19 protein-coding genes are annotated in these 16,235 nt (G+C 57.4%); 7 read left to right on the forward strand and 12 right to left on the reverse strand.

Annotated elements, in window-relative coordinates:
* Positions 1-34: 34 nt before the first annotated feature.
* Together ACR3EP_RS12730 and ACR3EP_RS12735 are read right to left on the reverse strand one after the other, a co-directional pair.
* Positions 35-691 carry a DsbA family protein gene (locus ACR3EP_RS12730; protein WP_170351070.1) on the reverse strand — a complete coding sequence of 219 codons (657 nt, stop codon included), beginning with the start codon at positions 689-691 and terminating at the stop codon, positions 35-37.
* A gap of 14 nt (positions 692-705) precedes the next feature.
* Entirely contained in the window at positions 706-1,212 is a 507-nt protein-coding gene (locus ACR3EP_RS12735) for a DUF721 domain-containing protein (RefSeq protein WP_170351071.1), read from the reverse strand.
* 81 nt (positions 1,213-1,293) lie between these two features.
* On the opposite strand from ACR3EP_RS12735, the gene mutY reads away from it, so the two are divergent.
* A complete protein-coding gene (mutY, locus tag ACR3EP_RS12740; RefSeq protein WP_480638138.1) occupies positions 1,294-2,349 on the forward strand; it encodes an A/G-specific adenine glycosylase in 1,056 nt (351 codons plus the stop codon).
* Between the two features lie 59 nt (positions 2,350-2,408).
* Positions 2,409-3,545, forward strand: coding sequence for an alkane 1-monooxygenase (locus ACR3EP_RS12745; protein ID WP_480638139.1), 1,137 nt, complete (start codon positions 2,409-2,411; stop codon positions 3,543-3,545).
* A 78-nt stretch (positions 3,546-3,623) separates the two neighbouring features.
* Here the strand turns inward: ACR3EP_RS12745 and ACR3EP_RS12750 are convergent, their stop codons facing one another.
* The 4 genes from ACR3EP_RS12750 to ACR3EP_RS12765 form a co-directional block, all read right to left on the reverse strand.
* Positions 3,624-5,012, reverse strand: a complete 1,389-nt coding sequence (locus ACR3EP_RS12750) for an adenylate/guanylate cyclase domain-containing protein (protein WP_480638141.1) — start codon at positions 5,010-5,012, stop codon at positions 3,624-3,626.
* A gap of 144 nt (positions 5,013-5,156) precedes the next feature.
* Positions 5,157-6,257 carry a site-specific DNA-methyltransferase gene (locus ACR3EP_RS12755; protein WP_170351075.1) on the reverse strand — a complete coding sequence of 367 codons (1,101 nt, stop codon included), beginning with the start codon at positions 6,255-6,257 and terminating at the stop codon, positions 5,157-5,159.
* Positions 6,258-6,365: 108 nt separating this feature from the next.
* Positions 6,366-6,983, reverse strand: coding sequence for a ribonuclease HII (locus ACR3EP_RS12760; protein ID WP_480638143.1), 618 nt, complete (start codon positions 6,981-6,983; stop codon positions 6,366-6,368).
* Positions 6,984-7,093: 110 nt separating this feature from the next.
* The gene (locus ACR3EP_RS12765; protein WP_480638145.1) at positions 7,094-7,582 is read right to left on the reverse strand and encodes a hypothetical protein; all 489 of its coding nucleotides are present in this window, start codon (positions 7,580-7,582) and stop codon (positions 7,094-7,096) included.
* Between the two features lie 176 nt (positions 7,583-7,758).
* Between ACR3EP_RS12765 and ACR3EP_RS12770 the strand changes: the two genes are divergently transcribed.
* The 3 genes from ACR3EP_RS12770 to ACR3EP_RS12780 all read left to right on the forward strand — a co-directional run bounded on the left by ACR3EP_RS12770 (position 7,759) and on the right by ACR3EP_RS12780 (position 10,397).
* The gene (locus tag ACR3EP_RS12770; RefSeq protein ID WP_170362372.1) at positions 7,759-8,046 is read left to right on the forward strand and encodes a hypothetical protein; all 288 of its coding nucleotides are present in this window, start codon (positions 7,759-7,761) and stop codon (positions 8,044-8,046) included.
* On the forward strand, positions 8,018-8,719 hold the full coding sequence (locus ACR3EP_RS12775) for a winged helix-turn-helix domain-containing protein (protein WP_170398171.1): 702 nt from the start codon (positions 8,018-8,020) through the stop codon (positions 8,717-8,719). Before ACR3EP_RS12770 ends, ACR3EP_RS12775 begins: the two co-directional genes overlap by 29 nt.
* A gap of 106 nt (positions 8,720-8,825) precedes the next feature.
* The gene (locus tag ACR3EP_RS12780; protein ID WP_480638147.1) at positions 8,826-10,397 is read left to right on the forward strand and encodes a DUF427 domain-containing protein; all 1,572 of its coding nucleotides are present in this window, start codon (positions 8,826-8,828) and stop codon (positions 10,395-10,397) included.
* Between the two features lie 32 nt (positions 10,398-10,429).
* On the opposite strand, the gene ACR3EP_RS12785 is transcribed toward ACR3EP_RS12780, so the two are convergent.
* From ACR3EP_RS12785 to ACR3EP_RS12810, 6 genes are all read right to left on the reverse strand, one after another.
* Positions 10,430-11,221 (reverse strand): DUF1217 domain-containing protein, encoded by a 792-nt coding sequence (locus tag ACR3EP_RS12785; RefSeq protein WP_480638149.1) that lies wholly within the window; start codon positions 11,219-11,221, stop codon positions 10,430-10,432.
* Positions 11,218-11,619, reverse strand: coding sequence for a flagellar biosynthesis repressor FlbT (flbT, locus tag ACR3EP_RS12790; protein ID WP_170362374.1), 402 nt, complete (start codon positions 11,617-11,619; stop codon positions 11,218-11,220). The genes ACR3EP_RS12785 and flbT overlap by 4 nt, the downstream gene beginning before the upstream one ends.
* Positions 11,619-11,993 (reverse strand): flagellar biosynthesis regulator FlaF, encoded by a 375-nt coding sequence (gene flaF / locus ACR3EP_RS12795; protein WP_170362375.1) that lies wholly within the window; start codon positions 11,991-11,993, stop codon positions 11,619-11,621. The genes flbT and flaF overlap by 1 nt, the downstream gene beginning before the upstream one ends.
* Positions 11,994-12,070: 77 nt before the next feature.
* The gene (locus ACR3EP_RS12800; protein WP_170351083.1) at positions 12,071-13,318 is read right to left on the reverse strand and encodes a flagellin; all 1,248 of its coding nucleotides are present in this window, start codon (positions 13,316-13,318) and stop codon (positions 12,071-12,073) included.
* Between the two features lie 209 nt (positions 13,319-13,527).
* Complete coding sequence (locus tag ACR3EP_RS12805) at positions 13,528-13,887, reverse strand: flagellar biosynthesis protein FlgN (RefSeq protein ID WP_480638152.1); 360 nt, start codon at positions 13,885-13,887, stop codon at positions 13,528-13,530.
* Complete coding sequence (locus tag ACR3EP_RS12810) at positions 13,871-14,152, reverse strand: rod-binding protein (protein ID WP_480638154.1); 282 nt, start codon at positions 14,150-14,152, stop codon at positions 13,871-13,873. Before ACR3EP_RS12810 ends, ACR3EP_RS12805 begins: the two co-directional genes overlap by 17 nt.
* 111 nt (positions 14,153-14,263) lie before the next feature.
* Between ACR3EP_RS12810 and ACR3EP_RS12815 the strand changes: the two genes are divergently transcribed.
* Together ACR3EP_RS12815 and ACR3EP_RS12820 are read left to right on the forward strand one after the other, a co-directional pair.
* Positions 14,264-15,493, forward strand: coding sequence for a flagellar hook-length control protein FliK (locus ACR3EP_RS12815; RefSeq protein WP_480638156.1), 1,230 nt, complete (start codon positions 14,264-14,266; stop codon positions 15,491-15,493).
* Positions 15,494-15,495: 2 nt separating this feature from the next.
* Entirely contained in the window at positions 15,496-16,161 is a 666-nt protein-coding gene (locus tag ACR3EP_RS12820; protein ID WP_480638158.1) for a flagellar hook capping FlgD N-terminal domain-containing protein, read from the forward strand.
* Positions 16,162-16,235: the final 74 nt, after the last annotated feature.

Consider the following 16,235-nt stretch of genomic DNA (forward strand, 5'->3'; position numbering starts at 1 on the left):
GACCGGTCCATGCAGAACCGGTCGCAACAGGCAATCAGCTGCCCAGTTCTTCTTCGATCAGCTTCTTGAAATCGGCATAAGATTGGTTGTCGACCTTCTTGCCATTCACAACGAACGAAGGCGTGGATTGAACACCGTCACGTTCGGCGTTTTCCTGATACCAGGCCACCAGTGTTTGCGCGCGGGTGCCGTCCTGCAGACAGGATTCAAGCTGGTCATTGTCAATACCAGCCAGACGCCCGATCTTGCGCAGCTCGTCCACGATTTCAGCTGGACCACCTGCGCGGGTCCATTCGGACTGACCTTCATAGATCAGGTCGGAAATGCCAAAGAACTTATCGGGGCCGTCACAACGCGCGACCATCGAAGCCCACAGGCCATATTTGTCGAAATACACCTCGCGGTAGATGAACTTGACCTTGCCGGTGTCGATGAAATCCTTCTTCAGCTGCTTATACGCCCCCGTATGGAAGTTGGCGCAATGCGGGCAGGTATAGGATGCATATTCGATGATCTCGACCGGAGCATCTTCGGCCCCCTGCACCATCTCGACGATGGTCGAGGTGTCAATATCGGCCTCTTGCGCCTCGGCACTGCCAATCATCGGATATGAAGTAGAGGAATTCGACAGCCAATAGCCGCCAGCGGCAATAGCGACGGCCGCGCAGATTCCGGTTGCAATACGGCTCATTTGTCAGCCCTTTCTCAGCGTTTTTGCTTGGATAATACGTTGCGGCCCAGACGTTCAAGGGCCGCGCGCAGATCACCGTCATTGACGTCGCGCGCGGTCCGGTCCGCCTCGGCCACGATTTCGGGATCGATTTTGGGTTTCGCCGCTTTCGGTTTGTGATCGAAGCTAGCCTGCCCCTCGGCAAATCCTGTCGGCGCGGTCTGGGTGATACGCACCCGGCTGATGGCGTTATAGCCATAAACAGCATTCACCTTGCCGCGCAGCTGTTCCTTTTGCATTTCAAGCATCGGAGCCTGCGGGCCAGTGGTCAGCACCGTCAGCGTCGCGCCGATCCCGCCCTTGCCATAGCCCACATTCACCGGTCGCGCGATGGCGGCCATATCCTGGCCCACGATCTCGGCCCAATGGGTCAGCAGACGCGAAACGGCAAAGCCCCGGCTTTCCCCGGCGCGCCTGATCTGGCCGTTCAGCAATGTCGCGGTGCGTTTGAACCCGCGGGTCGAAGAACGTCTGCGCTGCATCTGGTTTCCAACTCCTGCGCCGCTATTGTAAAGGGCATGATATCGGACGCCAGCGAAACCCGACAGAGAGATAGATAAAACTTGCGTGACACTATTCAATATGACCTGAGCGGTGCGTTACTGGCCTGGTACGACCGCCACGCTCGCACGATGCCGTGGCGTGTTAGACCAGCCGACCGGGCGGCGGGCATGATACCCGACCCCTACCGGGTCTGGTTGTCCGAAGTGATGTTGCAACAGACCACTGTGGCCGCTGTCCGAGATTATTTTACGCGATTCACCGCGCGCTGGCCTACGGTTCAGACACTGGCGGCCGCACCGGATGATCAAGTCATGGGCGAATGGGCCGGGCTGGGCTATTACGCCCGTGCCCGCAACCTGCTGAAATGCGCGCGCGCGGTGGCCAATGAACATGGCGGCGTTTTTCCTGATACCTATGACGCCCTGCTGAAACTGCCCGGCATCGGCCCCTATACGGCCGCCGCTATCTCGGCCATCGCTTTTGACCAGCCCGAGACTGTTCTGGATGGCAATGTCGAGCGGGTCATGGCGCGTCTGTATGACATTCACGACCCTCTGCCAGGCTCGAAACCCCTGTTGAAAGAAAAAGCCGCTGCGCTAACGCCCGACCTGCGACCCGGAGATTATGTACAGGCCGTGATGGATCTGGGGGCCACGATCTGTACCCCGAAATCTCCGGCCTGTGGCATCTGCCCCCTGCGCAACCCTTGTCAGGCTCGTGCGGCCGGAACCCAGCCCGACCTGCCGCGAAAGACACCGAAAAAGCCGAAACCCACGCGGTATGGCCATGTCTATATCGCTCAGCGTACGGATGGAGCCCTGCTGCTGGAGCGGCGCCCCGACAAAGGGTTGCTGGGCGGCATGCTGGGCTGGCCGGGGTCAGTTTGGTCAGATGCGCCAGCAGACTCCCCTCCCTTTTCCGCTGACTGGCAAGCTTTAGCAGGTGAGGTGCGCCACACCTTCACCCATTTTCACCTGATCCTATGTGTCTGGACAGCTACGTTGCCGACGGAAACGACCCTCGATGATCTGATCGTTTTGGAAAAACACACTTTCCGCCCCAGCGACCTGCCGACCGTGATGCGCAAAGCATATGACCTCTGGCGCAACCGGTAACCCATTGTCTGTCCTGCCGGACTGTGGCTAATGTGCGCGTAGTCATCCGGAGCCACCCAATGACCGCAACAGAAACCTTACCCCATTGGCAATCGGCCCTGCCGTTCTGGATCTCATTCCTGCTGATCCCGCTGATCTGGTTCACCGCAATGGCCGGCGGTTGGTGGGTCTTGCTGGTGCCACTTTCCACATGGTGGGCCTTTGCGTTGCTCGACCGGCTCACCGGACTGGATCTGACCAATGCCAGCCCCGATACCCCCGACTCGGTGTTGCACTGGTACATCCTGCTGACAAAAGCCTGGGTTCCGGTGCAATTCCTGACCCTTTACGGGCTGATCTGGTACGCCACGCATACCGACCACCTGTCAACCTTGGCTAAGGTTGGGCTGTTCTTCGGCATGGGAGTAATCTCGGGCACGATCGGCATCAACTACAGCCACGAGTTGATGCACCAAAAAGGCCGAGTCGAACGCTGGTTGGGCGATATCCTTCTGGCGATGGTGCTGTATTCACATTTCCGCTCTGAACATCTGCTGGTGCATCACCGCTATGTCGGCACGCCCCGCGACCCGGTGACTGCACGCTATAACGAGGGGTTTCATCGGTTTTATCCGCGGGTGCTGAAACAATGCCTGTTCTCGGCCTTGCGGGCTGAACGCGAAAAACTGGCCCGTAAAGACCGCCCTTGGAGTGACCTCTCCAACCCGTTCTGGCGCTACTGGGCATTACAAGGTGCAATGCTGGTATTGGCCTTCGTGATGGGAGGTCTCTCGGGGCTCGCACTGTTCCTGATCCAAGCGGGCGTCGCCATCTGGCAGCTAGAATTGGTTAATTACGTCGAACATTATGGCCTGACACGCAAACATCTGGGCGCAGGCAAGTATGAGCATGTCCAACCACGCCACTCATGGAATGCGTCACAAAAAGCGTCGAACTGGCTGCTTATCAATTTGCAGCGCCACTCGGACCACCACTATAAACCCAACCGCCGCTTTCCACTGTTGCAACACCACCCCGAGGACGCCGCCCCGCAATTGCCCTACGGCTATCCGGTGATGACGGTCGCCGCGATGATCCCACCGCTGTGGCGTCGCATCATGAACCCGCGCGTCCGCGCTTGGCGGCGCCAATATTATCCCGAAGTTACGGACTGGACGCCCTATAACAAATTGCAAAACCCGCTGCCACGTGCCTGACCGCAGCACGCGTCAGCGTGCTGCCCGGCCCAACGATCCGCCTTGCATCTTCGATGCATGGTTGATCGGCGGGAGCCCTCACCCGGTCATCACCCATACATCCATCGGGGCCTCCACCCCCCGGACCGCACGATTTTCGTGTTTCGCAAACCCCGCCATCAGCTCGGATACGTTGCGGCCTTCTTCCTCCAAACGGCTCCGAACTGCGTCGCTCATGATGACTTTTGCCTGAAACTCGCGAGTCTGCGCCTCAAGCTTCGCGGCCACATTCACCGCATCCCCTATCACCGCAAATTCCAAACGGTTGGCGCCGATATCCCCCAGAACGACCGCGCCGAAATGGACCCCGATCCCCACACGTATCTCAGGCTCGCCCGTACGGCGGCGTTCCACGTTCCAACGGTCAATCACATCGATCATCCCACGCGCGCAGGCCACTGCATTACTCGCATCCTGCGGTGTCGGCACCGGCGTCCCAAACGTGGCCATCAACCCGTCACCCAGGTATTTGTCCAGCGTTCCGTGATGGCGGAACACTTCGGCCTCCATCCGTGCGTGAAAGCCGCGCAGAACCTCGATCACTTCGTAAGGGTCGCGCCCGGCGGCATATCTGGTGAACCCCACGATATCGATGAACAGGACGGCAATTTGCTCTTTGCGCACCTGCTTCAGCGGCTCATCATTCTGGCTCAGCTCATCCACCACGTTCGGTGAGAAATACCGCGACAGGTTTGCCCTTTCGCGCTCCAACCCCGCATTCGACATCAGCAACCGATTGAGCCGCCGCATCGACACGCCCAATGTCACCGCCACCATCATGAACACGATCACCTGTTGAATACGCTGCGCTGGCATAAAGCTGTTGGGGTCCAGCAATTCTGCCACATCGGGATAGCCAGCCAATGCCTCAGCCACACGCTCGCTGAGACCGGGCATCGGGGTTGCAACCCACCAGGCGATGATCCATCCTGCTGTCCAGACCCCTGCCGTCCATGATCCGATCGCAATCACCGTGCGCCAGGAATAGGCCAACGTACCGGCCGCCAGAATGATGAAAAAATACTGGAAATTGTCGAACCGGTACTGCATCGCCAACGGTCGGACATCGTCGCTGAACGGGTTGGGCACAATCATTCCCAGTGTCATGATCAGCAGGTCCACAAAGATCAAAAGCAGCTCGGTCCGCGATTGCCCCACACGCCCCGCGCGCCGGATAAACCAGCCGTTGGCGCAGATCAGCAGCAAGATGAAGTGATACCACAGCACTTCCCATTGCGGATTCAGGTAGATCAGCAGCACACCAGTCAGCGCCATCGCGATCCAGCGAGCGCGGACCGCAAGTTCAAGCCCCTCGCGCTTGTGTCGTTCCATCGCGGCTTCGGTATATTTGTTTTCCAGATCGAAATTGTCCGGGCGGGTCACAAAGAACCGGTCAAAGCGGGACTCGCTGGCTGTGGTATCCGACATTGCACAAGCTCCTTCACTGCACCGCAGAATACAGAAGGCCCGTATTGAAACCAGAGGTCGTGAAAACAAAAGACCCCGCCGAGATCGGCGGGGCAAGGCTTAGTGCCTTGTGTCAGGCCACAGGCACCGGCGGTGTTGGTAAAATCAGTTCATCTCGGCCCGGATCTGCTGACGCAACACGTCAATCGGCACCGTTTTGCCGTCGCGTTTAAAGCACCAGTAGGTCCAGCCGTTACAGGACGGCGCGTTTTCCAGCTGCGCCCCCACTTGGTGGATCGAGCCCTTGACGTTGTTGCCCACCAGCGTGCCGTCGGCACGGACCTTGGCCTTGTGGCGCTGGTTCATGGAATACAGTTCTTCACCCGGGCGCAGCATCCCACGTTCAACCAGTTGGCCGAAGGGCACGCGCGGCTCGGCACGTTTGCTGGCGCTGACCTCCAGCGCCTCACGGTCGAACTTACGGACCTTCGAGATGCGCTTTTCAGCGACCTTGCGATAGCTTTCCTCGCGCTCGATGCCGATGAATTCGCGACCCAGCATCTTGGCAACTGCACCTGTGGTTCCGGTACCGAAGAACGGATCAAGGATCACGTCGCCCGGATTGGTCGAGCCGATCAGCACACGGTGCAACAGCGATTCCGGTTTCTGCGTCGGATGCGCCTTGTCGCCGTTTTCATCCTTCAGGCGCTCGTGCCCGGTGCAGATCGGCAGTACCCAGTCACTGCGCATCTGAACGCCCTCGTTCAGCGCCTTTAAGGCTTCATAGTTGAACGTGTACTTTGCCCCTTCGCATTTCGACGCCCAGATCATCGTCTCATGCGCGTTGGTAAAGCGTTTGCCGCGGAAGTTCGGCATCGGATTGGATTTGCGCCACACGACGTCGTTTAAAATCCAATAGCCCGCGTCCTGCAGGGCCGAACCCACACGGAAGATATTGTGGTAAGACCCAATCACCCAGATCGCGCCATTTGGCTTAAGCAGACGACGCGCTGCCTTCAGCCATTCGCGGGTGAATTGGTCATAAACGGCAAAGCTGGAGAATTGATCCCAATGATCGTCAACCGCATCTACCTGACTGTTATCGGGGCGGTGCAATTGACCCTTCAACTGCAGATTATAGGGCGGATCCGCGAAAATCAGGTCCACCGACGCCTCGGGCAGACTGTTCATCACATCGATGCAGTCCCCGGATAGAATCGTGTTTAAAGGGAGCGCTTTTGCGCCCTTTTTAGTGGTTGTTGTCATTTGTACTGCCTCAAGTATCCACGGCGCTTTTGCGCTCATTTGGTTGAGACAAGGATGAGTCAAAGTCGATTCGCCGTCAATTTCTTTTTTGAATCAGCGACTTACGATTTACTCTTGATACAAGATATTGTGTACCGGCTTGAAGGAACGTCTATGGTGTGGGGTCACACCAAGATTTTGCAGCGCGTCCTTGTGTTGTTTCGACGGATAACCGGCGTTTGTCTCCCATCCGTAGCCCGGATGCTGTTGCGCCAAATCCACCATCAGTTGATCGCGCCAGTTTTTGGCGACGATCGAAGCCGCCGCAATCGACACAGAATGCGCATCGCCTTTGACCACCGCCCTCGCGGGGATCGTCAGGCCGCGTGGAATCATGTTCCCATCGATCAGCAGGTAATCAGGCGGCGGGTCCAGCGCTGCCACCGCGCGCTCCATCGCCAGATGCGAAGCCCGCAAGATATTGTGTTCGTCAATCTCGGCCACTGACGCCTCGGCAATTGCGATCTCGGCCTTCTCACGCAGGGCTGCCTCTAACGCGGCGCGCCGTTTCGCCGTCAGCTTTTTGGAATCGTTCAGCCCGTCAGGAATATCACTGGGGTGCAGAACCACGGCTGCGGCAACCACCGGTCCGGCCAGCGGTCCGCGCCCAACCTCGTCGACACCTGCGATCCGCAGAAATCCACGCGCCGATGCGGCATTCTCAATTTCATAATCCGGAGTCGTCATACCCCCGGAAAACCGCGTTTTGCCACCCACCGCAAGAAAAAAGGAGAGAGCAGCTTGCGCCGCCCTCTCCCGCACAGCGCTTCTGTGGCGCCGCTCCTGCTCGAAAACCGTTACTTGTAACTAACGCGGTATCCTTTCTGGCGCAGACAACCGGGGTGGTATGCCCGCTTGACCTTTTTGCCATTCCAGAACCTGACCTTGCACTGGTTAGGCAGGCTATTGCTGTATTTGTAATGCTTGCCCAGACAGGTCTGCCCCAACAGTCGTTGATTGGGCGAATACCCTTTGAACGTGCGCAAGCATCGTTGCGGCAGGCTGTAACGCGCAACACGCGGAGGCAGCGGGCGTACGAGATGTGGCCGGTGCTTTGGCCGGGTGTGTACGTGTTTCTGGGGCGCCTTATATATGTGATTGTAGTTGTGCGTCACGTTGTTCTTTTTGCTCTTGTCGTCGAAATGCTTCACAGCGGCGCCAATCAGCGCAATGGCTGCAAGCCCGCCAAGAATATCCTCGACATCCGCGGCCCGCGCCTGAGACGCGGAAATACCGGTGATGGCAACTGCCGAGGCCACGATCAGGGCAATGAATTTCTTATGCATGGTGCTTGTCCTTCAGTAGTCTTGAGGTGACCCGGTGGCGGGCCGTGTGCTGATGACCCGACACTGGCCGCGCCTCGTTCAGACAGGCAATAACGGCCCGGTGTTATCCGATATCAGGCCCGCGAAACCCCTTAGGTTATTGAATATCGTGCCAACACATGCGCAGGATGCGGCCTATGAAACAGATCCTCTCTTCTCTGGCCCTGTTGGCCCTGATATCGCTTGGCACCACCGCTTCGGCGGCCGATTGCTATGCCGACTACAAGGCCAAGCAAGACAATCCACTGCGCCTGCACTACGGCGTCATGCAGGTATCGGCTTGCGGTAAAGGGCAGGCTAAAAAAGAAGTCGCCCAGCGCCTCAAGGGGTCGGGCTGGACCCTGCTGAACGTCATGTCCGTGTTCGGGCCGGAAGGGTTGGATAAAAGGAAGGCCAATGCCGGAAAATTCTATCTCCGTTACTGAGGCCCGCCGATCTGGTGTCAGACTGGTCGGCGCGGGCATCGCGGCGATCGTGGTGATTCTGGTAACAGCGGCCATCTTTTTATTCTGGACCCTGCCCGATGCTAATGCCTTTAACGCCCGGGTCGAACGTTTGTTCATCGAAAGCGACCTGACCTCGCAAACCGAGATTCGTCTGCTTGAGGTATTGGCGCAATCAGGCACCGCCTTTGCCGATACTCTATCCAGCTATCGCATGGTGATTTTCGTGTTGTTGGTTTTCGCCACCGCCATGTTGATCACGGCGCTGGTGTTTCTGGTGATGCTGGTTCTGTTGAACCGGCGCATGGCGCAGATCGAACGCACTGGTATTCAGGTCACCTCGCTGTTGATCAGCCGCGAGGAAAATACCGTCTATCTGAACAACATGGATTTCAAACTGACCCCCGCGGCGATGGAAACCTTGTCAGTTCTGGCCGAATCCCGCTTGGACGACGAGGTCCTATCCGGCGTCCAGATCGAGTCGATGATCTCGGGCAAAGACACCGCCGATTGTGACGAGGCCGCAGGTGCCACACGGATCAAACGGCTGCGCGATGCCTTGGGCAATCAGATGGTCAGTGAGTTGCTGGTCAAGAATATCGCCAAAAAAGGCTATATGTTGTCGATCGAAAAAGATGTGATTCAGATGGTCTGACTTTGCCGCATCGCACAAGGTATGTGTGATAAAATGCCGGTTATCCCCCTTGGAATGCTTGCCCCAAAGGCCCATCCTAATACCAAGCGGGTCAGGGAAACTGATGATGAACGTCCATACCACACCGCCGACTAAAGGCTACGGGATATCGGTCGAATCGCTGAAAGGTCGGATCGCGATCTATCGGGATGACACCCTGTTGGCCGAAAGCACCGACGCGAAAGTCATGTATGAAACGCGGCTGCCGGCCACAATTTACGTCCCGCGCACGGATATCTGTGTCGATCTTGGTGCAGAAACCGAGTTGCAGACGTTTTGCCCATTCAAGGGAACGGCGACCTATCACGATGTCATCCTGGATGGGCAACGGCTGGCCAACTCAGTCTGGGCCTATGAAGAAGCGCTGCCTGAAAGCGCCGCCATTCAGGGCTATGTCGGGTTTATGCCCTCGGCCTATACACGGGTCGACTTGGGCGAAAACCAACTGCGAGATACCGAGGATGGCAATATAAGCGGGCCTCTGATTGATTGGCTGATGCGTGGTGCATCAAACCTCAGCACGCCGGAAGCCTTCACCAAGGCATTGGCCGAAAAGATGTTGGAACACGGCATCGCGATTCAACGGCTCAGCATTCTGGCCTGGTCTCTGCATCCGCTGATCGCGGGCAAGCATTATATCTGGGAAAAGGGTGAGGCCGAGATTTCGACCAACGTGCCCACGTATGAAATCCACGATCACCCGGCCTATATCAACAGCCCCCTGCGTCACGTCTCGAACGGGCTGGGCGGCGTGCGCCAGCGGTTGAACGACGAAAACCCCCAAAACAGCTTCCCGATTATGGAGGACCTGCGGGCCAAGGGTGCCACCGATTACGTCGCCATGCCATTGCCGTTCTCGGACGGGCGGACAAATGTTCTGACCCTGACCTGCGATCATCCTGACGGGTTTACAACAGAAAACCTCGGGTTGGTGTTCGAGTGCTCATCTGTCATTGCCCGCTTTTACGAAGTTTTCATGCAGCGCGAGAACGCACAGGTGTTGCTTGAGACTTATGTCGGCAAACGCTCGGGCGCGCGGGTGCTGGGCGGTGAAATCCGGCGCGGCGACGGGGATGAGATTGATGCGGCCATTATGTTCTGCGACCTGCGCAATTCGACCAGCCTGGAAGAGCAGCTTGGCCGTACCGCCTATATCAACGTGCTGAACGACTTTTTCGAAACCGTGTCCGATATCGTGCATAACAATGGCGGCGAAGTATTGAAGTTCATCGGTGACGCTGTTCTGGCAGTCTTTCCCGAGGGTGAAGATTCCATGGTCGCGCGCCGAAACGCGCAACGCTCAGCCGTTGAAATTGTCGAAAAACTTGGTGAGTTGCGCCAATCTGGCTCAGACGTTCATTGCGATTGCTCGATCGGGGTTGCCTATGGTCGGGTCACATATGGCAATGTCGGATCGCGCGAACGGCTGGATTTCACAGTCATCGGACAGGCCGCAAATGTCGCGGCCCGGTTGGGGGAATACAGCAAAACGATCGGTCAGCGCATTGTCGTCTCGGCCGATATTCAGCCTGCATGCGCGGATGCTTTGTCATTGGGCGAGGTCAAGCTGCACAATGTGTCCCAGCCAGTGACCGCATTTGCACTCAGAACTTCGGCGGATGCCGTGTTGAACGCCTGAGTTTTCGGATAGTTATCTGTGTCGCGCCTAGGTTACGCCCCCAGCAAAATCAGCGCCGTTTGAGCAGGGGAAATCGTGTTTTGCAGCTGTGCAATCTGGCTGCGTGCAAGATATTGGTCTGTCAGCCGGGCCACCGACGCCTCGTCGGTAAATTGGGCCAGATCGTCTGATCCAGTCAGGCCCGACAATCTATCCTTGAAAACCTCAAGCTGCCTGTCGATGTCCAACTGCGCGAAACTTGATGGCAGCCCCAGCGCCGTCTCCATCATGCTTCTCAGCGGCGGTTGCCCCATCAGATCGAACCACTTAGTGTCCGAACTGCTGTCCTGCGCGGCCAGATCCGCCAAGGTATGTTGCGTATAAAGCGATATGCGCATCGTCTCATCGCTCTCACCAACAGCGATTTCGAACCGAGACACGGCATTGTCCTGCGCAATTGCTTCCATAAAGGTGGTCAAACCCGTTCTGCGCACCTCGCCCGGACCCAGGCCGAAGGCTTCGGAAAACTCCCGATACCGCTTATCGGCCAGACGGTTGGACAATGCATCCTCGGCGCTTGTCCCATCGGACAGAATTTTCTGGACGAAATAGCGATTGTTGATGTCATCCTCTAGCCCGAAGGCGCCCAGCGCCACTTGTAGCAACCGCCTATCCGAAACCAATTCCTCAGCCGTCTGTACCTTGCCGATATTGTCCAGAAAGTACTTTGTCTCTCGTTCATTGACTGGCGAGGCCGAAAAGCTTTCGAGCTGCGTATCATAGGTACGCTGCAAAAAACGCCAGCCGACAATACCATCAGAGGGGATGACAGGCCGGAATGTCATTGCTGATACGCCATCAACCGTTCTTCACGCGGCAACAGCGCCCGCAGGGATTTCAGGCATTTGTAATACTGTTCGGCCAGTAAAGCCTCAGTAGCTTCGGACAGAACACGACGACTGTCGGCATCGGTGAAGACTTGGCTCAACTCTTCAACCCGCCGCAAAAGCTGTTGCCGCGCCCGCTCAGGCTCCATATCGCCGGACAAGACAAGCTGGGCGGCATAACACACCCGCCGCACCGGGGTAGTCACCTCATCCGGGTGAATGGCATCGCGCAGGCGCAGGACATTTGCGTCCGGCGTCATGATTGAAAAGCGGCTGCGGCGATCTCCGTTTTCGACAACCACGCCGTTTATCAGCACCCTCTCTTTCGGTGCCAGTTTCAGAACCAGCCCCCCCATCAGGTAGCACCCATCTGACGCAGGCCGCGCAGGACGGCCATATTGATCTCAAGCAGCGGTTCAACGGTCGCCTTATTGCCCAAAACCTGACTGCTGTGTTGCTCGGTGAATTCTGCCAGATAGAAGATTCGCGCACGCAATTCATTGGGCAGCGCGTTGTCCGAGTCGGACACGCCAGTTGCCAGAACGGTCCACAAGCGACGATTTTCGTGTAGCGCGTGAACGAACCCTCCGAAATCGGTTTTGCGTCGGGCCGCCGCAACCTTGAGCCGATGCGTGATCTTCGAAATCGCCTCGTACTCGGTATCGCGCGGGGTGCGGGTCGGGGCGGCGGTCTGCGCGTAGGCACGTTGTGCAAGAGTTTGCGGTGTCACTTGAAATCCTTCCAATAGGCCGTCTTTTGGCGGTCAGAGTCGGGGCGCGTCTGGGCGCCCCGACCAGGTTCCGAAAATTAACGGAACAGCGACAGGATCGACTGCGGCGCCTGATTGGCAATCGACAGCGATTGAGTGGCCAGTTGCTGCTGAACCTGAAGAGCTTGCAGACGGGCCGAGGTCTCTTCCATATCGGCGTCAACCATCGAACCGATGCCGGACTTGAACGAGTCGGTCAGTTTGGAAACGAAATCCTGCTGTGTTTCGATACGGCCTTGCGCCGAACCAAAGGCTGCCGCTGCATCAATCGACGTGTCGATCAGTGTTTCGATGGTGCCCAGTGCGGCTGCCGCGCCTGCATCTGTCGAAACGTCAATCGAGCTGAGTGCGCCAAGCCCACCGGAACCAGCATTAGTGAATTGAGCCGACACGGTAATGTCCTGATCCGCATCCGCACCAGCCGTTGCCGTACCTGTAGTAAAGGACAGGGTGTTCGGCGATCCCGAGTCATAGTCGACTGCAACACCTGTGATGCCCAGGGCATCAACCTGGTTCTTGAGGCCAACAGCAACAAGAGCATCTGTATAGGCATCGTCATAGGTTCCAGAGGGATCCAGATCGCTGGCTTGAATGGTGTACGACACATCCTGATCACCGACTCGGATCGAGACACTATCACCAACTTCAAAGTTGTCAGTCGAGCTGTCGATCACAATGTCACCTGACCCGCCGGCTTTATCCATGGTAAAGCCTGCAACATCATTGTCGGTGGTCGCGCCTCCCGAACCTGCAAGTACGCCTTTGGCAGTATAACCGCCAATGGACAGGTCCTGACTTGCAACCGAAATCGACGACGAATTCACTGCACCAGTGCTATCCCGATCAAGTGAGGACAAGATCGAAGCAGTACCGGCCGAGCCGTCCACTAGGTTAAGCCCGTTGAACTGTGCCGCACCAACAACCGACGCAATCTGATCCCGCAGAGCGGTCACATCATCATTGATCTTGCCGCGGTCAACGTTGTCCTCCTGCGCGGCGACGATTTTCTCTTTCATCTGCGTCAACAGATCGGTCACGGTTTCCGACGCGTTCCGCGCCACCGCAACGGTCGATTCACCCAGCGCCAGGCTGTCTTTGATCGCGTTGAAGCCCTTGACGTCCGACTCCATGACTTTGGAGATTGCCCAGACGGCCGAGTTGTCCTTGGCAGTTGCGACGTCCTTACCGGTCGAGATCGCGTTCTGGGTCATCTCCAGATTCTTGTTGACCGATTTCAGGGTTTGCAGCGCCACCATTGCGCCATTGTTTGTCAGAATGCTGGACATAGCTTTCTTCCTTTTTCGTTCGGGCCCTTTGCGCCCATGCTTACCCCGCACCACATGCGGGCTTTGACGTCTTTCTGATCAATGCGATCCGCCGTCGGGCTGTTCGCGCCACCTGTTGTTTCAGATGCCCGGCCACCTTTGCCCCTGATCCCCTAACGGAATGCTAAAGCCCCTCACTCAGAAAATTCGGATTTGAATCAAACCCGCTCCTATGCACGTTTTTCCAGTTTCGCATTGCGACGCACGGCGTATCCGTTGCGCTGCCCGTCCGCTCCGTAGGTGCTGAACTCCTGCCGAACGCGCCGCAATTCGGCCATACGGCTGGCAACGGCCCGAATCCCTTCGGCGGCACTGTTCAAAAGCGCCTGGTTCCGTTCGACTTTCTGCTGCAGGCGAATCAATTCGGCGCTGTCCAAAACCTGCAATTCATTGATCGCACCGATCAGCTTTTCCTTTTCCGGCGCCAAATGGCTCAGCCGGTCCAGATCCCCGTCGACAAGCGCGGATCGCTCAAGATCCAGCACTTCCTCAAGGGATCGGATCAGGTCGGTTTCAGAATTGGTCGGCATCGGTTTTCTCCATCATGGACTGGAACAAAATTTCGGACAGGCCAATGCCGCCGGATGCGGCCAACGCACGCGACTGATGTTGCACGAGGAAGGACGAAAACTGATCTTCGCCCGCACCGCCGCCAAAAGATTCGCTGGCCTTGCCCAACCCAGAAGATTTGAGCATTTCCGCCAGAAACGCGGCCTCCAACTCGACCGCCGCAGCCTGCAATTTCTCGGCCGTGGTGGGGGGCTGCGCGGTAGGAAGGGTTGTGGAAATCTTCATCACTTTCTCCGAAATTTGCATCGAACTTTCTCGATCAAAGGCGAAAGCGGTTAAAATAAACGTAACCTCCTGCGGGCAGATTTCCGTTCACACAAACGGAGTCGGAGCAAAATGCCCAACCCACTTTCAGCACTGTTGTCTTCGTCGGGCACCGCCGCGAAACCCGATGCAACACCGCAAGAACCTCGTGCGTCCAAAGGGGCCGCGTCCTTTCAAATGGTCATGGATCAAGAGGCCGATCCCCAGTCAGCCGAGCCCGATCTCACCGACCTTTTGGTTCAGGACCCAGACACGGCGTCAGAGGTGGACGACATCGCTGCAAACGTTGAAATTCCGGATGTTTCCGATACCCCCGAGGATCAGCCGCCTGCCGAACTCCGCGCGGCTGTGTCGGAAGCTGTTCAGGCTCCGGTTGCCAAGACGTTGGCTGAAAAACCAACCATGACGTCATCAACTGTTGAGGCGGAGACTGAAACGGTAGACGAGACGCACCCGCCCCCTCAAAAAGCCGCCAGGTTGGAACCCGCGGCGGGCCCTGCTCGGCGTGCGGTATCTCCAGCCGTTCAAGCCATGCTTTTCGGTACAGTTTCCCCAAGAAGAACGCCCCAGGCGGCCACCAATCCGCCAAGCTTTCCCGCCGGGCTTGTAACACCGAATATGCTCCCGAAAGAGATGTTGGATCATTCGCCCATCATCCGACCCGACCTGGGCAGACCAAGTGTCCCCGCGACGCCACAGGTGGCGCAATCGCAAGCGGTGGTGCCTGATCGGGCGTCAACACTTGTACAAATGCAGCTTTTGGCCACGGATCAAACCAACACGCAGACCGAGCTTCAGACCTTTCCCGAAATCGAAGAAATATCGACCACCAGAAAGACCCCGACATTGTCCTCTGCCCGCGATTCGGCACCATTAACACAGACCATTACATCGACGGCGCGCGCTGAAACGGCACGCGCGGTTGCCAATCAAATGGCAACCGTTGTTTCCGCGCGTGGACAGCAAGGCACAATCGAGGTCGCGTTAAACCCCGAAGAACTGGGACGCGTTTCGATAGTCTTTAATGGTCGCGAGGATGGTCTGCACGTAACAATCTCGGCGGAACGGCCGGAAACACTGGATATGATGCGCCGTCACATCTCGGTGCTGGAGGCCGAATTCCAGAACTTTGGGCTGGGCGACCTGTCCTTTGATCTGGGCACCTCTGCAGACGCACAGCAGGATAGGTCTGACTCGGGCGACGGCACCCGGCTTGCGGAAACGCAGGACGAGCCTGTCACCGAGGCGGGCCCCACCATTCCGAAACTAGGCCCCGACGGCCGGATCGACATGAGGCTTTAAGCATGATCACCCCAACCCAATCGACGACGCAAGCCAATACCCAGGCCCAATCAGCATCCCAGTCACAGGCAACCTCGATCGCGTCGGATTTCGATACTTTCCTGTTGCTGATGACGACCCAGGCGCAAAATCAGGACCCGTTGGAGCCGATGGATTCGACCGAGTACGCCTCGCAATTGGCGCAATTTTCGATGGTTGAACAACAGGTTCAGAGCAACGAGCTTTTGTCCGAACTGGCGCTGTCTCTGGGCGGTATAAAGCTGGAGGATCTTGCCAATTGGGTCGGTATGGATGTCCAGACCACCGCAGCGTTCCACTTTGATGGCGAGCCTGTGACCCTGTCCGCGCAGGCTGAACCGGCGGCAGACAGTGCGGTGATGGTGATCCGGGACAGTGACGGCACCGAGATCGAAAGGATTTCCGTACCGGTGACCCAGACCGAATTTGACTGGGCCGGGACAACGAGCGATGGCAGCCCTTTGCCGACCGGCAGCTATTCAGCCACATTGGAAAGCTATGACGGGGAAGAGTTGCTTTCAGTCCAGCCTGTCTCAACCTACAGTCAGGTGGTCGAGGCACAGGTTGGCGAGGATGCGGTCGTGCTGACGTTGGAAAGCGGGCAGGTGGTTCCGGCAGGGATGGTGACCGGGGTCCGAACCGGAACTTGATCTGCAGGGCGGGACAGGCCAAACCAGTGCAAACTGCGACTCGTTTTTTTGGTGAACCCACTGCCCGCCCCGAC

The organism is Ruegeria sp. BB10, assembly GCF_056535725.1.

Excerpts from the sequence above, each read along its gene's own strand:
- ACR3EP_RS12755 (WP_170351075.1), bottom strand. The coding sequence starts at position 6,257 with ATGACAACAACCACTAAAAAGGGCGCAAAAGCGCTCCCTTTAAACACG.
- ACR3EP_RS12800 (WP_170351083.1), bottom strand. The coding sequence starts at position 13,318 with ATGTCCAGCATTCTGACAAACAATGGCGCAATGGTGGCGCTGCAAACC.
- ACR3EP_RS12730 (WP_170351070.1), bottom strand. The coding sequence starts at position 691 with ATGAGCCGTATTGCAACCGGAATCTGCGCGGCCGTCGCTATTGCCGCT.
- ACR3EP_RS12805 (WP_480638152.1), bottom strand. The coding sequence starts at position 13,887 with ATGCCGACCAATTCTGAAACCGACCTGATCCGATCCCTTGAGGAAGTG.
- ACR3EP_RS12760 (WP_480638143.1), bottom strand. The coding sequence starts at position 6,983 with ATGACGACTCCGGATTATGAAATTGAGAATGCCGCATCGGCGCGTGGA.
- ACR3EP_RS12780 (WP_480638147.1), top strand. The coding sequence starts at position 8,826 with ATGAACGTCCATACCACACCGCCGACTAAAGGCTACGGGATATCGGTC.
- ACR3EP_RS12735 (WP_170351071.1), bottom strand. The coding sequence starts at position 1,212 with ATGCAGCGCAGACGTTCTTCGACCCGCGGGTTCAAACGCACCGCGACA.
- ACR3EP_RS12745 (WP_480638139.1), top strand. The coding sequence starts at position 2,409 with ATGACCGCAACAGAAACCTTACCCCATTGGCAATCGGCCCTGCCGTTC.
- ACR3EP_RS12820 (WP_480638158.1), top strand. The coding sequence starts at position 15,496 with ATGATCACCCCAACCCAATCGACGACGCAAGCCAATACCCAGGCCCAA.
- flbT (WP_170362374.1), bottom strand. The coding sequence starts at position 11,619 with ATGGGGGGGCTGGTTCTGAAACTGGCACCGAAAGAGAGGGTGCTGATA.
- ACR3EP_RS12785 (WP_480638149.1), bottom strand. The coding sequence starts at position 11,221 with ATGACATTCCGGCCTGTCATCCCCTCTGATGGTATTGTCGGCTGGCGT.
- ACR3EP_RS12765 (WP_480638145.1), bottom strand. The coding sequence starts at position 7,582 with ATGCATAAGAAATTCATTGCCCTGATCGTGGCCTCGGCAGTTGCCATC.
- ACR3EP_RS12770 (WP_170362372.1), top strand. The coding sequence starts at position 7,759 with ATGAAACAGATCCTCTCTTCTCTGGCCCTGTTGGCCCTGATATCGCTT.
- ACR3EP_RS12750 (WP_480638141.1), bottom strand. The coding sequence starts at position 5,012 with ATGTCGGATACCACAGCCAGCGAGTCCCGCTTTGACCGGTTCTTTGTG.
- ACR3EP_RS12815 (WP_480638156.1), top strand. The coding sequence starts at position 14,264 with ATGCCCAACCCACTTTCAGCACTGTTGTCTTCGTCGGGCACCGCCGCG.
- ACR3EP_RS12810 (WP_480638154.1), bottom strand. The coding sequence starts at position 14,152 with ATGAAGATTTCCACAACCCTTCCTACCGCGCAGCCCCCCACCACGGCC.
- ACR3EP_RS12775 (WP_170398171.1), top strand. The coding sequence starts at position 8,018 with ATGCCGGAAAATTCTATCTCCGTTACTGAGGCCCGCCGATCTGGTGTC.